The organism is Sporosarcina ureae, from assembly GCF_029267015.1.
GTDB lineage: Bacteria > Bacillota > Bacilli > Bacillales_A > Planococcaceae > Sporosarcina > Sporosarcina ureae_D.
The window spans coordinates 1-18,800 of record NZ_JARIEA010000070.1; the positions used below are offsets into that span (position 1 = coordinate 1).

General features: G+C 44.8%; 15 protein-coding genes and 1 other annotated feature. Of the genes, 14 read left to right on the plus strand and 1 reads right to left on the minus strand.

From position 1 onward, the window contains the following. Nucleotides 1-567 precede the first annotated feature (567 nt). From ruvA to Q7P97_RS11380, 6 genes are all read left to right on the plus strand, one after another. The gene (ruvA, locus tag Q7P97_RS11355) at nt 568-1,173 is read left to right on the plus strand and encodes a Holliday junction branch migration protein RuvA (RefSeq protein WP_099625894.1); all 606 of its coding nucleotides are present in this window, start codon (nt 568-570) and stop codon (nt 1,171-1,173) included. Between the two features lie 19 nt (nt 1,174-1,192). Beyond that, nucleotides 1,193-2,191 carry a Holliday junction branch migration DNA helicase RuvB gene (gene ruvB / locus Q7P97_RS11360; RefSeq protein ID WP_085426376.1) on the plus strand — a complete coding sequence of 333 codons (999 nt, stop codon included), beginning with the start codon at nt 1,193-1,195 and terminating at the stop codon, nt 2,189-2,191. Between the two features lie 18 nt (nt 2,192-2,209). Next, complete coding sequence (gene queA / locus Q7P97_RS11365) at nt 2,210-3,262, plus strand: tRNA preQ1(34) S-adenosylmethionine ribosyltransferase-isomerase QueA (protein ID WP_303969292.1); 1,053 nt, start codon at nt 2,210-2,212, stop codon at nt 3,260-3,262. After that, the gene (tgt, locus tag Q7P97_RS11370) at nt 3,263-4,402 is read left to right on the plus strand and encodes a tRNA guanosine(34) transglycosylase Tgt (RefSeq protein WP_303969293.1); all 1,140 of its coding nucleotides are present in this window, start codon (nt 3,263-3,265) and stop codon (nt 4,400-4,402) included. Between the two features lie 50 nt (nt 4,403-4,452). Beyond that, entirely contained in the window at nt 4,453-4,716 is a 264-nt protein-coding gene (gene yajC, locus Q7P97_RS11375) for a preprotein translocase subunit YajC (RefSeq protein ID WP_099630010.1), read from the plus strand. 108 nt (nt 4,717-4,824) lie between these two features. After that, complete coding sequence (locus tag Q7P97_RS11380) at nt 4,825-5,460, plus strand: DUF421 domain-containing protein (RefSeq protein ID WP_303969294.1); 636 nt, start codon at nt 4,825-4,827, stop codon at nt 5,458-5,460. On the opposite strand, the gene Q7P97_RS11385 is transcribed toward Q7P97_RS11380, so the two are convergent. Continuing rightward, entirely contained in the window at nt 5,457-6,974 is a 1,518-nt protein-coding gene (locus Q7P97_RS11385; protein ID WP_303969295.1) for a putative polysaccharide biosynthesis protein, read from the minus strand. The two genes, Q7P97_RS11380 and Q7P97_RS11385, sit on opposite strands and share 4 nt — an antisense overlap. 132 nt (nt 6,975-7,106) lie before the next feature. Between Q7P97_RS11385 and Q7P97_RS11390 the strand changes: the two genes are divergently transcribed. From Q7P97_RS11390 to hisS, 8 genes are all read left to right on the plus strand, one after another. Continuing rightward, nucleotides 7,107-7,418: a post-transcriptional regulator gene (locus tag Q7P97_RS11390; protein ID WP_303969296.1), complete on the plus strand. Its 312-nt coding sequence runs from the start codon at nt 7,107-7,109 to the stop codon at nt 7,416-7,418. Between the two features lie 131 nt (nt 7,419-7,549). After that, on the plus strand, nt 7,550-9,817 hold the full coding sequence (secDF, locus tag Q7P97_RS11395) for a protein translocase subunit SecDF (protein ID WP_303969297.1): 2,268 nt from the start codon (nt 7,550-7,552) through the stop codon (nt 9,815-9,817). Nucleotides 9,818-9,889: 72 nt separating this feature from the next. Then, nucleotides 9,890-10,249, plus strand: coding sequence for a LapA family protein (locus Q7P97_RS11400; RefSeq protein WP_303969298.1), 360 nt, complete (start codon nt 9,890-9,892; stop codon nt 10,247-10,249). Nucleotides 10,250-10,823: 574 nt separating this feature from the next. Further along, nucleotides 10,824-13,169: a single-stranded-DNA-specific exonuclease RecJ gene (gene recJ, locus Q7P97_RS11405; protein WP_303969299.1), complete on the plus strand. Its 2,346-nt coding sequence runs from the start codon at nt 10,824-10,826 to the stop codon at nt 13,167-13,169. Beyond that, on the plus strand, nt 13,160-13,672 hold the full coding sequence (locus Q7P97_RS11410) for an adenine phosphoribosyltransferase (protein ID WP_085426367.1): 513 nt from the start codon (nt 13,160-13,162) through the stop codon (nt 13,670-13,672). Before recJ ends, Q7P97_RS11410 begins: the two co-directional genes overlap by 10 nt. A gap of 145 nt (nt 13,673-13,817) precedes the next feature. Then, entirely contained in the window at nt 13,818-16,016 is a 2,199-nt protein-coding gene (locus tag Q7P97_RS11415; RefSeq protein WP_303969300.1) for a RelA/SpoT family protein, read from the plus strand. Between the two features lie 15 nt (nt 16,017-16,031). After that, nucleotides 16,032-16,472 (plus strand): D-aminoacyl-tRNA deacylase, encoded by a 441-nt coding sequence (gene dtd, locus Q7P97_RS11420; protein WP_303969301.1) that lies wholly within the window; start codon nt 16,032-16,034, stop codon nt 16,470-16,472. Between the two features lie 248 nt (nt 16,473-16,720). Beyond that, nucleotides 16,721-16,938: a binding site (T-box leader), on the plus strand. A 74-nt stretch (nt 16,939-17,012) separates the two neighbouring features. Then, nucleotides 17,013-18,275 carry a histidine--tRNA ligase gene (hisS, locus tag Q7P97_RS11425; protein ID WP_303969302.1) on the plus strand — a complete coding sequence of 421 codons (1,263 nt, stop codon included), beginning with the start codon at nt 17,013-17,015 and terminating at the stop codon, nt 18,273-18,275. Nucleotides 18,276-18,800: the final 525 nt, after the last annotated feature.

The window sequence follows — 18,800 nt, forward strand, 5'->3', positions numbered from 1 at the left end:
AAAGAATAGGAGTGGTGTTGGGTTTGGGATTGGCGGTAGGGAGGACTGCTTTCCTGCGGGGTCTCAAGGCTCATGCTATTCCCGCGGGAGTCTCCACTCCGTAGCGCCAATCCCTTGCAGTGTAAGAAGATAATACTTTTTATTACATATTGAAATAAGTGTTTTAATGAATTTTGAACTTCTAGATTTGAATTTAAATAATTTAAGATAAAATAATAATTCACACGCTACCTTCATTGAGTGATACAAGTATCTCCACTATCAATGTAGGATGGAAGCGGAAGTTGGGGGCGACTCCCGATGGATCAGCCCGATCAGGTGAGACAACCAAAAGAGAGCGCAGCGAACTGGTTGGCTCACCGCGGGCCCATGGGAAAGCGTCCGCCAGCTGGAGCTTCCATCCCAACACACTCAAATATTCACTCACTATTTTCACTTGACCTTGAATTTGAACTTAAATTACTTGAAATACACACCAGTTTTATTTATGCAAATTTCCGAAGGTCGTACAAGTAGAAAACCCGTTCGTATGCTATAATAACAGGTATACTTTAGGGGGAGAATACTTTGTACGATTACATAAAAGGCTATGTGACACGCGTGACACCGGAATATGTTGTGCTGGAGCAATCGGGGATCGGCTGGCAAGTGATGACGCCGAATCCATTTGCGTTCCATATAACAGACGAGGTACAGCAAGTGTTCACATATTTGCATGTGCGTGAAGACACGCAATTATTGATCGGCTTTAAGACACTTGAACAGCGCGAACTGTTCCGCAAACTGATTACCGTTTCGGGAATCGGTCCTAAAGGCGCGCTCGCAATTCTTGCGAACGGCTTGCCTTCTCAAGTAGTAAGTGCAATTGAGCGCGAAGATGAAGGGTTCCTGGTACAGTTTCCAGGCGTCGGCAAGAAAACAGCGCGTCAAATGATTTTGGACTTAAAAGGCAAGCTTCATGATCTATTTACGGAGATTGATTTGCCGGATTCGGAAGACACATTGCTTACGCTTGCTGAAAGTGACGAGCTCGACGAAGCATTGCTTGCGTTGACTGCGCTTGGTTATTCGGATCGCGAACTAAAGAAAGTGAAGCCGAAGCTCGAGAAAGAAGAACTCGATACAGAAGGCTATATGCGACTGGCGTTAAAGTTATTATTGAAACAAGGCTAATACGATGGAGGTGGTTCCAATGGATGAACGCATACTGACGAATGAAGCGACGGATTTTGATGATAGTTTTGAACAGTCATTACGCCCGCAATTATTACAACAATATATTGGTCAGCAACAGGCGAAAGATAATTTATCGATCTTTATCGAGGCGGCAAAGAAGCGGGAAGAAAGTTTGGATCATGTCTTGCTGTATGGTCCTCCTGGGCTTGGAAAAACGACGCTCGCGACGGTAATAGGTAATGAAATGGGTGTCAATGTCCGCATGACGAGCGGTCCAGCTATTGAACGTCCGGGTGACTTAGCGGCAGTCGTGTCTTCGTTGGAGCCGGGTGACGTCTTATTCATCGATGAAATCCACCGGCTGAACCGCGCGATTGAAGAAGTGCTGTATCCCGCAATGGAAGATTTTTGTCTCGATATTATGGTGGGAAAAGGTCCGACTGCGCGCTCTGTGCGACTGGATTTGCCGCCGTTTACATTGATCGGTGCGACGACGCGTGCAGGGGCATTGTCTGCACCGCTCCGTGACCGTTTCGGTGTACCGCTTAGACTAGAGTATTATGAAGTGGAATCATTGACGGAGATTGTTATTCGAAGCGCGAATTTATTTGAAGTGGACATTGATCCGTTAGCAGCTGTGGAACTGGCGAAACGCTCGCGTGGAACACCACGTATTGCAAATCGTCTACTGCGTAGAGTACGCGACTATGCACAAGTGCGCGGTAACGGAATCATTACACTTTCGATTGCACAAGAAGCCCTCGATATGCTACAAGTGGATCATCATGGACTCGATCAAATCGACCATCAGTTGCTCCATAGCATGATCGAACGGTTCCGTGGCGGTCCAGTCGGCATTGACACGCTCGCTGCAAGTATTGGCGAAGAGTCGGTAACGATTGAAGATGTTTATGAGCCGTATTTATTACAAATGGGATTTATTCAACGTACATCAAGAGGTCGGATGGCGACAGAAAAGGCTTACGAGCATTTCGGTTATCCGCTTCCTGAGTGACAGATAGGAGTTAGCGTGATGGAAGTAGAAGATTTTGATTTTGATTTACCCGAGCATTTAATTGCACAAACACCACTTTTGGACCGAACAGCAAGTCGTTTACTTGTCATGGGTCGGGATAATGGTATCGTCACGCATAAGCATTTCCGTGATCTAGTGGATGAACTAGAAGCAGGGGACTTGCTCGTGTTGAACGATACGAAAGTATTGCCGGCGCGTTTAATCGGTACGAAAGAAGAAACCGGTGCGACGATTGAAGTATTATTATTAAAAGAAACAGGGGACGACCGCTGGGAAACATTGGTCAAGCCTTCAAAACGTATAAAAGTCGGAACAATTGTGACATTTGGTGACGGCTTGCTGCAGGCTGAATGTACAGCACTTGGTGAACAAGGTGGGCGTGAATTTAAATTTAGTTATGACGGTATTTTCTACGAGTTGCTTGATCAGCTCGGACAGATGCCGTTGCCTCCATATATTACTGAGACGTTGGAAGATCAGACGCGCTATCAAACCGTTTTCGCAAAAGAGCGTGGATCTGCTGCAGCTCCTACAGCTGGTTTGCATTTTACGGATGAAATCTTGGATGCTTTACGGGAAAAAGGCGTGCAGATCGCTTTCATTACGTTGCATGTTGGACTTGGTACATTCCGTCCTGTTAGTGTAGATACAATTGAAGACCACACGATGCATGCGGAATATTATGTGATGACAGAAGAAACGGCGGCACTTGTTCGCGAGACAAAAGCCAATGGCGGCAATGTAGTAGCGGTCGGTACGACGTCTACACGGACGCTTGAAACGATTGCTTCAGAGAATAACGGAGAAGTGGTCGCTGCGAGTGGCTGGACTTCGATATTTATTTATCCTGGCTATGAGTTTAAAGCAATTGACGGGCTAGTGACGAATTTCCACTTGCCGAAATCGACGTTGTTGATGCTATTGTCGGCATTTGCCGGACGCGATCACGTCATGAGTGCATATGAAGAAGCTGTGAAAGAGCAGTATCGCTTTTTCAGTTTTGGGGACGCGATGTTGATCCGCCCTGCTACAAGAAAGGAACGAGGTTAATTGGCAGCTATTACGTACGAACATATTAAAACATGTAAACAAACGGGTGCGCGACTTGGGATTGTCCACACGCCACACGGTTCATTTGAAACACCTGCTTTCATGCCGGTTGGAACACAAGCTACGGTAAAAACGATGGCTCCGGAAGAATTGAAGGCAATGGGTGCAGGCATTATTTTAAGTAACACGTATCATTTATGGTTACGTCCAGGAAATGAAATCGTCAAAGAAGCAGGTGGATTACATAAGTTCATGAACTGGGACCGTCCGATTTTGACGGATTCCGGTGGCTTCCAAGTGTTTTCTTTAAGTAAATTCCGTGATATTAAAGAAGAAGGCGTTCATTTCCGTAATCATATTAATGGGGATAAGTTGTTCTTGAGCCCAGAAAAAGCGATGGAGATCCAAAACGATTTAGGTGCCGATATTATGATGGCGTTTGACGAATGTCCTCCATTCCCTGCAACACACGAGTATATGAAAGCTAGTGTCGAGCGTACGTCTCGCTGGGCAGAGCGTTGTCTTGAAGCACATGGTCGTCCGAATGATCAAGGATTATTTGGTATTGTACAAGGTGGCGAGTTTGAAGATCTTCGTAAACAAAGTGCGCGCGATTTAGTATCGATGGATTTCCCAGGCTACGCAATCGGTGGTTTGTCCGTCGGGGAACCGAAAGATATTATGAATAACGTGCTGGACTTCACGACACCATTGCTTCCACAAGACAAACCACGTTATTTGATGGGCGTTGGGTCTCCTGACTCATTGATCGACGGTGCAATCCGCGGAATTGATATGTTCGACTGCGTTTTGCCAACGCGTATTGCGAGAAACGGTACGTTGATGACGAGTGAAGGTCGTGTAGTTGTTAAAAATGCGAAGTACGAACGCGATTTTGGACCGCTTGATCCGAATTGTGATTGTTATGCGTGTAAAAACTATAGTCGTGCGTATATTCGTCATTTAATTCGTGCGGGTGAAACATTTGGCATTCGTTTGACGTCCTATCATAACCTGCACTTTTTGCTGAATTTGATGGAGCAAGTACGTCAGGCTATACGTGAAGATCGCCTCGGTGACTTCCGTGAAGAGTTTTTTGAGCAGTACGGCTTTAACAAACCGAATGCAAAAAACTTTTAAATCTTGTATAATAAAATTTGATGCTTTAGGAAGGGGGAAAATTTAAAATGATGGAACAATACGGTGGTATTTTCACACTAGTCATCATGGTGGCTATTATGTGGTTTTTACTCATTCGTCCTGCTCAGAAGAGACAGAAGGCAGCGAAAGAGATGCAAACTAGTTTGAAGCGTGGAGACGAAGTCGTAACAATCGGTGGTATTCACGGAACTGTGGATGCGGTTGATGAAACATCTGTTTTCTTACGTGTATCGGACACTACAGTTTTGCGTTTTGACAAGCAAGCGGTAGGTAGAGTTGTAACAGCGTCATAATAAAAAGCGGTTATCTACTGGTATGTCCATAGATTGCCGCTTTTTTGTATGCGGGTGTATAGAAAAAAGATCTGCCGACACACTATGTGTGAAGGAGGCAGATGTGCAGTGCATGATTTATGGATCATCGGCTTACGTACGATCTTTTTATATGTGTTTCTTCTGGTGATATTACGTATTATGGGAAAACGGGAAGTGGGCGAATTAGGTGTCATAGATATTGTAGTCTTCATCATCATGGCAGAAGTTGCCGCCATGATAGTGGAATCACCTGATAAACCGATTTTCGAAGGGGTTCTTCCCATCCTTTTGTTACTCGTTATTCAATATATATCGTCGATGATTTCATTGAAAAGCAAGAAGTTCCGTGATCTGGTCGACGGGGATCCTACGCTAATTATTAAGCATGGAGAGATCCAGGAAGATGAAATGCGTAAACAGCGATATAATCTCGACGATTTGTTTCAACAATTACGTGAAAATCAAGTAGGTTCGATTCATAATGTGACGTTTGCGTATCTCGAACCTTCCGGGAATTTATCCGTATTCACAAAAGACGGAGATCTGCCGATTGTCGGACTGGTGCTTGACGGTGATATTCAGCCAGAGCATTTGGAGTTGATCGGTAAGACAGAAGACTGGTTGCTGCAAGAATTACATGCTAAAAATATCACCGATTTGAGCAAGATTTTCTATTGCTCGTATGAACAAGGTGAAATAAGAGTACAACTAAAACATGATTAATAACGTTTGACTAAATTCCGTAGCATGATAAAGTCCTGCGCTTTGATTTGTCTAGTCAGCAATAATAAAGCGAACAGCACGCCTGACGTAATGGCGCATTCGACAAATAAATGTTGCGAGCCGATCGGAATGAAAATCGGACGGATGACGACGGTCAACAAAAACACAATATAGGTCATTGCGAACATCGAGAACCCTGTGGCGGTTGATTTGTTTTTACGCAGTGTCGCGATATGTAGGAAAGACGTGATGAGTACGCCGAATCCGATCGCTAGTACAGCACCTGTTTCTTGAAGACCAGGTTGCGATGCCAAAATGAACATGACCGCAAGCTTCGCGATCCCGCCATAGACGGAGTTCATCATGCCGGCTTTTGCGTCACCGGTTGCCTGTAAAATGGAATAAAGCGGACTTTGAATATAATAAAAGAAAAAGATGGGCGCGAGCATTGTCATATAGCTGCCGCCTTCTACAATATGAAATAACTTCTCGGCGAGTTCTTGGCCGTGGATGTAAAAAACAGTAGCCGCAAATGCCCCCGTCAAAGCGGATAAACGTAATGCCAAGTGAATTCTTTCTTGCAACTTTTTGACGTTACTCGAAGCAGCTGCACCGCTTACGGCCGGAACAAGCACGACGGATAATGCATACGGAATGAATGCCGGAAACAATAATAACGGAATAAGTACCCCTGAAATGACTCCGTACAATGAAGTGGCAGCTACCGTTCCAACGCCTGCCATGGAGAGTGCGCGTAAAAAGATAATAGGCTCGAGAAACCATGTGAAAGTTCCAAATAGACGACTGCCTGACGAAGGAAGTGCCACCTCAAGGATGGGCTCCATCGGATAGCGCGGTTCTTTTTTTTGTGGTTTTGGCTCCTTTTTTTGTTGCTGGCGGTATTTGTATAAAAGATACAGTACCGACACGACTTCAGCTACGAGTGTCACAGCCATCGCATATGCCGCGTTCATCATCGGATCATCAGGAGCTAAAATGTACGGAAGCATCCACGTAATCAATAAAATACGGAAGATTTGCTCGATGACTTGTGCCCATGCGGTTTCCTCAATTCGTGAAACCCCTTGAAAATACCCTCTGATTAATCCACCAATTGAAGCGATAGGTACGATGGCAAGGGCTACGTATAATGCAGTAGAAGTTGCGCTATTACCGAGTAAAGTTTCGGCTAGAAAAGGAATGAACAGAATACATGCTGGAATGAAGACTGCGCCAGATAAGATAGTAATAAATGTGGCAGTTCTCATAACTTGTCGTAATTGTACAGTGCTACCTTGCGCTTTTAGTTCCGCTATTACCTTAGCTATTGCAATTGGCACGCCAAGCTGTACTAAGGAGAGGAAAAAGATGAATGCCGGGTATGCGGTCATATAGATTCCAACCGTTTCTTCTCCTGCTACTCGCATAAATTGAATTCGATAGACGAAGCCGAGTAATTTCGATAAAAACACGGCCGCCATCAAAAAGATCGTCCCACGTATGAATGACGACACCCTGCACCACTCCTTCTGTTTTGCCGCTCGTTCAATTACTTACATAATGCTTGGGCAAAACCCAAATATAGTTAAGTGTATGTGATATAATCAAGTTTATTCCGGAACAAAACGCGAGGGGGGGAAGCGGCATTGGATCAACAGCTGACAGACTTATACAGACAGTTGCTCCCTGCACTAGAAAGTAAAAAAAAAGAATTGACGTTTTACGGCTACTCGGAGATTACGGAAGAAGATTTATTAGGATATTTGGTAGCGAAGAAGTGGCGGAAAAAAGATATTTCCACCATGCGTTCACACGAAATGATTTCAGATGTCCTGGCAATTACCGCGGCACAGTTCATGACCCATACACAAACAGAGGCTCAACGCAATAGTGAAGACGTTTTGGAATTGAGCGAAGAGGAATGGTCTGTGTTATTTTCGCCCAAAAAAACTGATTGATTTGCGATTCTAGTCATGAAGTATTTGACACAGACAACCGACTGTTTCATAATTGGTATGTTGTATAATGAGAGACCGAAAGTACATAACAAGTGCTATGCCGCTCTAGTATATGAGGGGGAAAAGGAAATATGAAAAACAGAGGAAGGATCGTCGCGTTTTTGCTGCTTATCGTTATTTTGGCATCAACGGTATTTTCCACGACGAGTCCGATTTTAAAAGATGTCAAGCTAGGTCTTGACTTGCAAGGTGGTTTCGAGGTTCTGTACCAAGTGAAGCCATTGAAAGACGGACAGAAGATCACGGAGTCGACGGTTGCCGATACGGCCCGCGCTTTGACGAATCGTATTGACGTACTCGGTGTAAGTGAGCCAAGTATTCAAATCGAATCGAACAACCGGATCCGCGTTCAGCTTGCCGGGGTAGAAGATCAGGAATCTGCCCGCGAATTATTATCCACTCAAGCTAATCTGTCGTTCCGTAATGCGAATGATGAATTGATGCTAGACGGAAATGATTTGAAAGAAGGTAAAGCAAAAGCCAATTTCGATGAGAACAACAATCCCGTTGTCACATTGGAAATGAAAGATCCAAATAAATTTGGAGAAGTTACATCTCAAATTGTACAAATGAAGCCAGACAATATGTTGGTCATCTGGTTGGACTTCATTGAAGGTGAAAGCTCCTTTAAAGAAGAAGCCATGAAACCAGAACCTGCTTTCATCTCGGCTCCTTATGTGTCTAAAACGATCAACTCTTCAAATGTCGAGATCTCAGGGAACTTCTCTATTGAAGAGACAAAGAACTTAGCGGGTATTCTAAACGCCGGTGCATTACCTGTTGATTTAGAGGAAATTTACTCGACTTCTGTCGGTGCACAATTTGGTGAGCAAGCACTTGATAAAACGATATTCGCAGGAATTGTCGGCGTCAGCTTGGTCTTTATCTTTATGGCACTCTATTACCGTTTGCCAGGGCTTATTGCAGTTGTCACACTCTCTGTTTATATCTTTTTGATTTTACTAGTGTTCACATTAATCAATGGTGTGTTGACACTACCAGGTATCGCGGCATTAATGCTCGGGGTCGGGATGGCAGTCGATGCCAATATCATCACCTATGAGCGGATCAAAGAAGAATTACGTGTCGGAAAATCGGTTAAAACGTCCTTTACGGCCGGAGCGAAGTCTTCGTTCACCGCGATTCTTGATGCGAACGTCACGACACTCCTTGCGGCAGTAGTATTGTTCATTTATGGTACAAGCTCTGTTAAAGGTTTCGCGACAATGTTAATTATCAGTATCATGGTCAGTTTCTTAACAGCTGTTTGGGGATCACGTCTACTGCTTGGTCTACTCGTTCACAGTGGATACCTCGACAATAAAGTCAGCTGGTTTGGACTGAACAAGAAACAAGTTCACTCAGCGGATGAAGGCTATGAAACACTTGATTTGACTACGAAATTCGACCGTTTTGATTTCGTTCATTCAAGAAAACGTTTCTATACATTGTCCATTGTCTTGTTGTTAGTCGGAGCGATTATGCTCGGTGTCTTCAAGCTCAATCTAGGAATCGACTTCTCCGGTGGTACACGTGTTGAAGTACTGGCTGAACAGCAGCTGGATGAAGCAGAAGTAACGAAACAGCTTGAGGATATCGGTCACCCAACGTCAGACGTCGTCATTTCAGGCGATGAGAAAAATATTGCGGTGGCTCGATACAAAGAAGACTTCTCACAAGAAGAAGTCAATAAAATCAAAAAAGAAATGTCTGCACTGTATGGCGCAGAGCCAAATGTTTCGACAGTTTCGGATACAGTAGGTAAAGAGCTTGTGCGCAATGCGATCTATGCATTAGCCATTGCGGCACTCGGTATCATTATCTACGTGGCGTTCCGTTTCGAATGGCGTATGGGTCTTGCGGCCATTATCGGTTTACTGCATGATGCGTTCTTCATGATTGCGATCTTCAGTATTTTACGATTGGAAGTAGACATTACATTCATCGCGGCGGTTCTGACGATTATCGGTTACTCAATTAACGATACTATCGTAACCTTCGACAGAATACGTGAAAACTTGCAGCGCTCGAAGCATATTAATAATGACGACGAGTTGGCGGCCATCGTCAATAAATCATTGCGACAAACACTTGGTCGTTCCGTGAATACGGTTCTGACAGTTATTTTCGTCGTCGTGGCATTGATGGCACTTGGTGCAGAATCAATCCGACCGTTCTCTATCGCATTATTGATTGGTTTGATCGCGGGTACGTATTCTTCCATCTTCATCTCTGCTCAACTTTGGTTCGATCTAAAGAGAAAGCAGATTGCGAAGAGTGGCGGAATGAAAGTAGAAAAAGAGAAAAAACAATGGGGCTCAGACGAACCTGTTGTATAATACGTTTGAACTATATAAAAAGCAGGGTATACTTCGGTATATCCTGCTTTTTTGAATGGAGGAATGAAGCCTATGAAATTTCAGTGGACGGTATTATTCGGTTTGTTATTTGCTGTGTTGATTGCAGTGTTTGCGGTGTTTAATGTAGAGTCTGTGCCGGTAAATTATTTCTTTGGTACAGAGATGATCCCACTTGTGTTAATTATTTTGGGCTCGGCTTTGCTAGGTGCAATTATTAGTGGGTTCTTTGCTATTTATAAGTCTTATCGAAATAGTCGCCGTGTGAAGGAGTTGGATAAGCAGTTGCATTTGAAGGAGGAGGAGTTGACTGCGCAGCGTAGGCAGATGCAGGAGATGGAAGAGCGCATCGATACGTTGATGGAGCCGCCGTTGGTTCAGGCGGAAATTATTCCGCCGAAAGAGTTGTATTGAATAGGTGATACCACAATAGGTCGTGCTTTGCGACTTGTTGTGGTTTTTTCGTGGTGTTGTATTTTAGTGGAGAGGTGGGGATAGAGTTGGTTTTTTGCATGATTGCGTAATAAGCGGCGTTGGTAGTTGTTTTTGCAAGTGATTTTTTCGATTGGGGATTGGATGGTGGTAGTGGTTCTGCTGACGATGTGAGTGGGGCGGTCATTGTCCCCACTTCGGTGCTGGTGGATGGCTTTCGCAAGGAGCCTGAGACAGGAAGGGCGCCTGTCTTAGTCTCCTCGCTACGCCTACCACTGGCAGCACTTTCGTTGGATGATGTGAAGGGCAATACAGTTTGTTGTTTTCGCAAAGAGTGGAAGGTGAAAAGCGCTTGCTAGAACCTATTCTGTGGTTAAACACTAAACTGAACGTCATCCACTTTAAAAAAACTATCTGTCTTTCATCCAGTTAGTAGCGAAGTCATAACTACAGAGTAGGCAGATCAACGGCGCCATCCCGCTTCGAACCTCTCCATATCGTTTCCTTTCAGTCTCCATCCACATTAGCTATAATAAGAACAGAGGAAGTGAACGCATTGATACAATCCAAAAAAAGATGGAAAATTGATCGGCCTGACGAAGAACTCGTCAATCAGCTCGCGAAAGACTTAAAACTATCTACGATGCTGACCAAAATACTTGTCTCACGCGGCATCACGACAAGCGAACAAGCAAACGCGTACTTGTACATGGATGAAACCAACTTGCACGACCCATTTTTATTCCATGACATGCAAAAAGCTGTTGACAGTATCAAGCAAGCCATCGACACACAACAGCAAATTACAATATATGGAGATTACGACGCGGACGGCGTAACAAGCGTAACCGTGCTAACGACAGCACTTGAGCGTCTTGGTGCTAAAGTGAACTTCGCCATTCCGAACCGATTTGAACATGGTTATGGACCGAATAGCGACTACTTTGAACAACTACATATAGATGGAACCGAAGTCATCATTACCGTTGATAACGGAATTTCAGGCGTCGAGCAAATCGCATTCGCGAAATCGCTCGGCATGACGATCATCGTAACGGATCACCACGAAATGGGCGAAGTATTGCCTGATGCGGATGCAGTCATTCATCCTCGTCATCCAGAAGGCAATTATCCCTTCGGAGAACTCGCGGGGGTAGGGGTGGCATTCAAACTCGCTTCTGCGCTACTTGGAGAGCCACCTCTCGACTTGTTAGAATTTGTCGCAATCGGCACCATAGCAGATTTGGTTCCGCTAGAAGATGAGAACCGTTATATGGTGAAGGAAGGGATTCGCAGATTGCGTCGCACGCAGCGTCCGGGAATTAAAGCGTTGATGCAAGTGAGCGGACATGACCAGAATGCATTATCGGAAGAAACGATTGGCTTTACGATAGGTCCACGCTTAAATGCACCCGGACGACTCGGTGATGCGGACGTCGCTGTGGATTTATTGAAGTCTGACAATGATCAACAAGCGCTCGGAATTGCGGAGTCGTTGAATGATTTGAATAAAGAAAGGCAACAATTGGTGAAAGAGATCGCAAAAGAGGCGGAAGAACAAGTGGAAATTCGCTATGGCGATCAAATTCCTCACGTCTTAGTCGTCGAAGGTGAAGGTTGGAATCCGGGGGTTGTCGGCATCGTGTCGTCGAGGTTGACGGAGAAACACTACCGTCCTTCCATCATTTTGTCGCTTGACCATGAGACAGGGATTGCAAAAGGTTCTGCCCGCAGTATCGAAGGTTTTGATTTGTATAAGGAATTGTCTAAGAATGCATCGATTCTGCCACATTTCGGTGGGCATGCGATGGCGGCTGGGATGTCACTGAAAATAGAAGATGTTGAATTATTGCGTTCGAATTTGAATGAACAGGCACGGGACGTGTTGACGGAAGAAGATCTTCAACCGATTTTATCGATTGATGTACCGCTGTCGATGAATGAAATTGATATTGCATCGATCGAAGCGCTTGAGAAAATCCGACCATTTGGTATGGGGTTCCCGAAGCCTGTTTTCTTGCTTGAACAACTGGACACGATATCTGTCCGCAAAATCGGTACGGCGAAAGATCATCTAAAACTTGAAATGGGCGATCACGGAGAACGACTGGACGCGATTTATTTCGGAGCGGGTGCATTGGCAGATGAAATGGCACCACAGAGTAAATTGAGTTTGACGGGTGACTTGCAGATCAATGAATGGAACGGCAACAAGAAAGCGCAGTTACTTGTCGGAGACGTGAAATGTGACGAGTGGCAGTTGTTTGATTATCGTGGGATTCGTGAGCCGGCTAGATGGTTGCCGATGATTCCAGATAAAGCGCAATTCATTTCGTTCAGTGAAGAAGCTATTTTGCATTTCGCGCCGTTCTTTAAAGACGTTCCCATTGCTTTGATCGGACGCGATGAACTGTATCCATCTTCCGCGATCGTTTTGCTCGATATGCCACAGGCGAAAGAACAGTTGAAGCTAGTGATGGAAAAGACGCTTGCTGACCGTGTCTATCTACATCTACATGTGCATGATTCGATGTACTTCGAAAAGATGCCCGACCGTCAACAATTTGGTTGGTATTACAGCTTTTTGAAAAAGCGGGAGACATTTGATATATACAATCAAATCGAAATGCTTTCAAAACATAAAGGTTGGAAAAAAGACGTAATTAAGTTCATGACAAAAGTGTTTTATGAACTAGAATTTGTTACACTAGAGAATGGTAAGGTGACGATGCTAGAATCTGCCGGTAAACGTGATTTGGCAGAAGCACCATCCTATAAAAAACGCCAACAGCAGATTAAACTAGAAGAGCTATTGCTTTATGCTCCGTATCAGGACTTAAAGAAAGTATTCGATTCTTTACGTGAGACAGACGCTGTTGAGGAGGAAAAACTGTGGACTTAAAAAAGTTTGTAACGACTGTAGACGATTATCCGAAACCGGGTGTTAGCTTTAAAGACATCACGACGATCATGGATAACGGAGAAGCATATAAATATGCGACAGACCAAATTGTCGAGTATGCGAAAGGATTGGACGTAGATATCATCGTGGGGCCGGAAGCACGCGGTTTCATCATCGGATGTCCTGTTGCCTATGCCCTTCAAATCGGTTTTGCGCCGGTTCGTAAGCCGGGTAAATTACCTCGCGAAACGATTTCAGTCTTCTATGATCTGGAATATGGACAAGATGAACTAACGATCCACAAAGATGCGATCAAGCCTGGACAGCGTGTACTCGTTGTCGATGATTTGCTTGCAACTGGCGGTACAGTGGGTGCAACAGTCGAATTAATCGAGAAACTTGGCGGCGTAGTGGCTGGCTGTGCATTCTTGATCGAACTGACGTACTTGGAAGGTCGCAAAAAGTTGACGAATGAAAACATCAAGGCGCTTATTACGTATTAATTCCTAACGAATCCTTCGCTTAACGCGGAGGATTCTTATTATATAGGCCCTGAGTTTGATTCGCTTTAACGATAAATGATATTATACATATACTACTAAAAAAATTATCTAAATATTTACGGAATAGGTTGAAAGGGGTAACATAATGGCGAAAAATCAAGACCTGACAGAACAAGACGTATACGACTTGGTCGCCAAATACATGAATGAAGAGCACGTCGAATTCATTAAGCGCGCGTATGTCATGGCAGAAAAGTCTCACGAAGGACAGTTTAGAACTTCAGGTGAGCCGTATATCAACCATCCGATTCAAGTGGCAGGCATTTTGGCTGAACTTCAAATGGATCCAGAAACTGTTGCGGCAGGCTTTTTGCATGACGTGGTAGAGGATACGGAGATTAGCCGTGAAGATATCATCCGCGAATTTGGTGATGAAGTCGCGATGCTCGTGGATGGCGTAACGAAGCTCGATAAACTAAAATTCAGATCCAATGAAGAAAAACAAGCGGAAAATCACCGCAAAATGTTTATTGCGATGGCACAGGATATCCGTGTCATTCTAATTAAATTAGCAGACCGTTTGCATAATATGCGGACATTGAAGCATGTTCCTGCTGCTAAACAACGTCGTGTCTCCGAAGAAACACTAGAAATTTTCTCACCACTTGCTCATCGTCTTGGGATTTCCACCATTAAGTGGGAGCTTGAAGATATTGCATTACGCTATTCCAATCCGCAACAGTATTATCGCATCGTGAATTTGATGAAGCAAAAGCGGACAGAACGTGAACAGTATTTGACAGACGTCATGAACCAGATGCGTGTCGAACTGGACGAAATGGGTATTGCGGCAGAAATGCATGGCAGACCGAAACATTTGTATTCCATTTATCAAAAGATGGTCATTCAGAAAAAAGAATTCAATGAAATTTATGATCTATTAGCAGTTCGTATTGTGGTGAAAAGTATCAAGGATTGCTACGCAGCGCTCGGGATTATCCATACGCTATGGAAGCCGATGCCTGGACGATTCAAAGACTATATCGCGATGCCAAAACAAAATTTGTACCAGTCCATTCATACGACGGTCGTGGGCCCTGCTGGAGATCCTCTCGAAGTGCAAATTCGTACAGAAGAGATGCACAGAATTTCTGAATTTGGTGTAGCGGCACATTGGGCGTATAAAGAAGGCAAACCAGTGGCAAAACTAGATAGTGATATTGATTCGAAATTTACATGGTTCCGTGAGATTCTTGAAATTCAAAATGAATCATCCAATGCGCAGGAGTTTATGGAGTCATTGAAGTTCGATTTATTCTCGGACATGGTCTATGTATTTACACCTGACGGGGATGTTGTCGAATTGCCGCAAGGATCGGTGCCAATCGACTTTGCTTATCGTGTGCACTCCGAAGTCGGTAACCGGACGACGGGTGCGAAAGTCAATGGTAAAATTGTTCCTCTGGATTCGGCGTTATCGACAGGCGACATTGTGGAAATTTTGACATCGAAACAATCATTTGGTCCAAGTCGTGACTGGCTGAAACTGGCGCACACATCACAAGCGAAAAATAAAATTCGTCAGTACTTCAAAAAACAATTACGCGACGAGAACATCGACAAAGGCAGCGAAATGATTCAGAAGGAATTGAAAGCTGAAGAGTATGACGTCAAAGAAGCGTTGAGTAAAGAAAATATGCAGCGCACGATTGATAAATTCAGTTTCACTTCTGAAGAAGATCTCTACGCAGCAGTCGGATCGGGCGGCATTACCGCACAACAAGTAGTCAATCGACTAGCTGAGCGAATGCGTAAGGAACGCGTGAAGCAAGAAACAATTGACAAAATCGTCTCGGATATTCATACGCCGAAGCCTGAGAAACAAACAGAATCAGGCGTAATCGTCAAGGACATTGACAATATGTTGATCCGCATTTCGAAGTGCTGTAATCCTGTACCAGGCGATGAAATTGTGGGCTTCATTACACGTGGACGCGGAGTTTCTGTCCACCGTACCGATTGTCCGAACGTTTTATCCGAGCAAGGTCAGCAAGAGCGAATTATTGACGTAGACTGGGCGTTGCAGGATGAGAAGGTTAAAAAAGAATTCCAAGTTGATATTGAAATTTCAGCGTTTGATCGACAAGGCTTGCTGAATGAAGTGATGATGGTCGTGGCGGATATGAATACGCCGATTATCGCGGTTAGTGGCAAAGCAGATAAAGATGATATCGCACATATCCATATGTCGATCAAAATTCAGAACATCACACATCTACAGCGTACTGTCGAGAAAATCAAACATATTAAAGATGTGTATTCCGTAGAACGAGTGATGAACTAAACAGGAGGTGTGAACATGCGAGTCTTATTACAGCGTGCGAAAGATGCTTCTGTAACAGTTGGCGGAGAAATTACGGGTGCCATTTCAACAGGTTATGTATTGCTTGTTGGTATCACGCATGACGATACCGAACAAGACGCCAACTATATTGCAAACAAAATTGCGGGCTTGCGCATCTACGAAGACGACGAAGGGAAATTGAATCATTCGATCAATGAAGTCAATGGCGCGATCTTATCGGTTTCCCAGTTTACGTTGTATGGCAACGTACAAAAAGGCCGTCGTCCAAGCTTTATTGACGCCGCGAAAACTGACGTAGCAGAACCGTTATGGGAATACTTCAATGAACAGTTGCGTGGTCACGGACTCCACGTCGAAACAGGACAGTTCGGTGCCATGATGGACGTGCAGTTGACGAATGATGGTCCGGTGACGTTGATGATTGAGTCGAAGTGATGAAGTAGTGCGTGCTTGGGAAGTCTATGAGCGGTTGCGTGGCGTGATAGAGCGCTTAGCTGAAGCCTATGAGCGAATAACAGGCGTGATAGAGCGGTCACGACGTTTCATAGAGCACTCACGGGTTCGAATAGAGCGGATGAACAGTATGTATGAGCATTTGCTAATTCTACTCATCCTATATAATTCGTCAAACGAGTTGACAGTAGCAGCGGTTGCGACTAACATAGATAGTAATCGAATTAATTCATACACCGATGATGTGGAAAATACCTTTACTACAGGCTGGAAAGAGAACGGGAACTTGGCTGAAATTCCCTGACAGTACCGTAAAGCGAACAACACCACGGAGGATTCATGCTGAAAGTAGTAGGCATGGACGGAACCGGCCGTTATCCGGATTCGAGTGGGCACATTTGTGTCAATTTGGGTGGAACCGCGGAAGCTACAAGCTCTCGTCCCTGTTTTATTAGGGATGGGAGCTTTTTTGTGTTTTCTGGAAGTTCACCCGTTATCAGATGATCGAAAGGAGTTTTACTTATGAATTTCAAAGTTCCCCGCGGTACACAGGATATTCTTCCTGACGTTTCTTGGAAGTGGCAGCGCGTTGAAAAAATCGCTCGATCAATTTGCGATGTTTACAACTACAAAGAAATCCGCACACCGATTTTTGAGCAAACCGAATTATTCCAGCGTACAGTTGGAGATACGACAGACATTGTGCAAAAAGAGATGTACACGTTCACGGACAGAGGCGATCGTTCGATGACATTGCGCCCTGAAGGCACAGCACCTGTCGTTCGTTCATTCGTCGAACACAAAATGTTTGGATACGCAGATCAGCCGGTGAAGTTATATTACACAGGTCCGATGTTCCGCTATGAGCGCCAACAAGCGGGCCGTTATCGCCAATTCGTCCAGTTCGGCGTAGAGTCAATCGGCAGCGCGGACCCAGCAATCGATGCAGAAGTGATTGAATTGGCAATGAACATCTACAAAAAAACCGGTCTATCGGACATCAAACTTGTGTTGAATTCACTTGGTGACAAGGAATCACGCGACGCGCACCGTGAAGCACTGATCGCACACTTCAGTCCGCGCATTGAAGAATTTTGTTCAGACTGCCAAAACCGTTTGGAGAAAAACCCATTGCGCATACTCGACTGTAAAGTGGACAGAGAACACCCATTGATGACAACAGCTCCGTCACTCGCTGATTATCTCAATGAAGAATCAAGTGCATATTTCGAGAAAGTGAAAAACTACTTGAACATCGCAGGCATCGAGTACGAATACGACCCGAATCTCGTACGTGGACTTGACTACTACAACCACACAGCATTCGAAATCATGAGCACGTCCAAAGGCTTCGGCGCAATCACGACTCTTTGTGGTGGCGGACGCTATAATGGACTCGCTGAAGAAATCGGCGGCCCACCCGCACCTGGGATCGGCTTCGCCCTTAGCATAGAGCGACTTTTGCTGGCGCTTGAAGCAGAAGGAAAGTCCTTCACGGACGAACCGTCACTCGACGTCTACCTCGTCACACTCGGCGACGCAGCACGCGAAAAAGGCTTCGAGATCCTCAGTAAACTACGCGACAATGGCTTGCGTAGCGAGATGGACTACATGGACCGCAAGATGAAGGCCCAGATGAAGTCCGCTGACCGCTTGCAAGCGAACCACGTCATCGTCATAGGCGAGGACGAAGTGAACGAAAATGTCGTCCAGCTAAAGAACATGGCAGACGGAGAACAAAAGAAGGTTGCGGTTGACGAATTGATGGGGGAATTGAAGAAGTAAACATTGGATGGTGTATGGGATTTGCGCTTCAGAGGGGACGCTTTCCCGAGGGCCCGCGGTGAGCCAACCAGGTCGCTGCGCTTCCTTTGGTTGTCTCACCTGTCGGGCTGATCCTCCGGGAGTCGCCCCTCTTACGCTCCAATCCTACTTAGCGACATTATTTACTCATAGACGTCACTAAAGTCAGTAAGGGAATTATTTTCTGTTCTTGTGCTTTGTTTTAAGTGCAAGTACAAAAACAAATTTTAGTAGAGGCATAAAGTATTCCAAAGTTCTAAGTAGGGATTGGAGTGCAGAGCGGCGACTCCCGATGGATCAGCGTGCGCCTTGAGACCCTGGACTGAACGTAGTGAGGGAAGCGGCTCAAGCCACGTCCATGGGAAAGCGTCCGCCTAGAGCGTAAATCCCCTCACGTACCCCAATTCAGCCTATCCTTTTCCCATCCACTCACTATGAACAAAACACGTCATACTATACCTATCCGTACAATATAATGGAAAAAAGGAAATAAAATTTTGAAATATT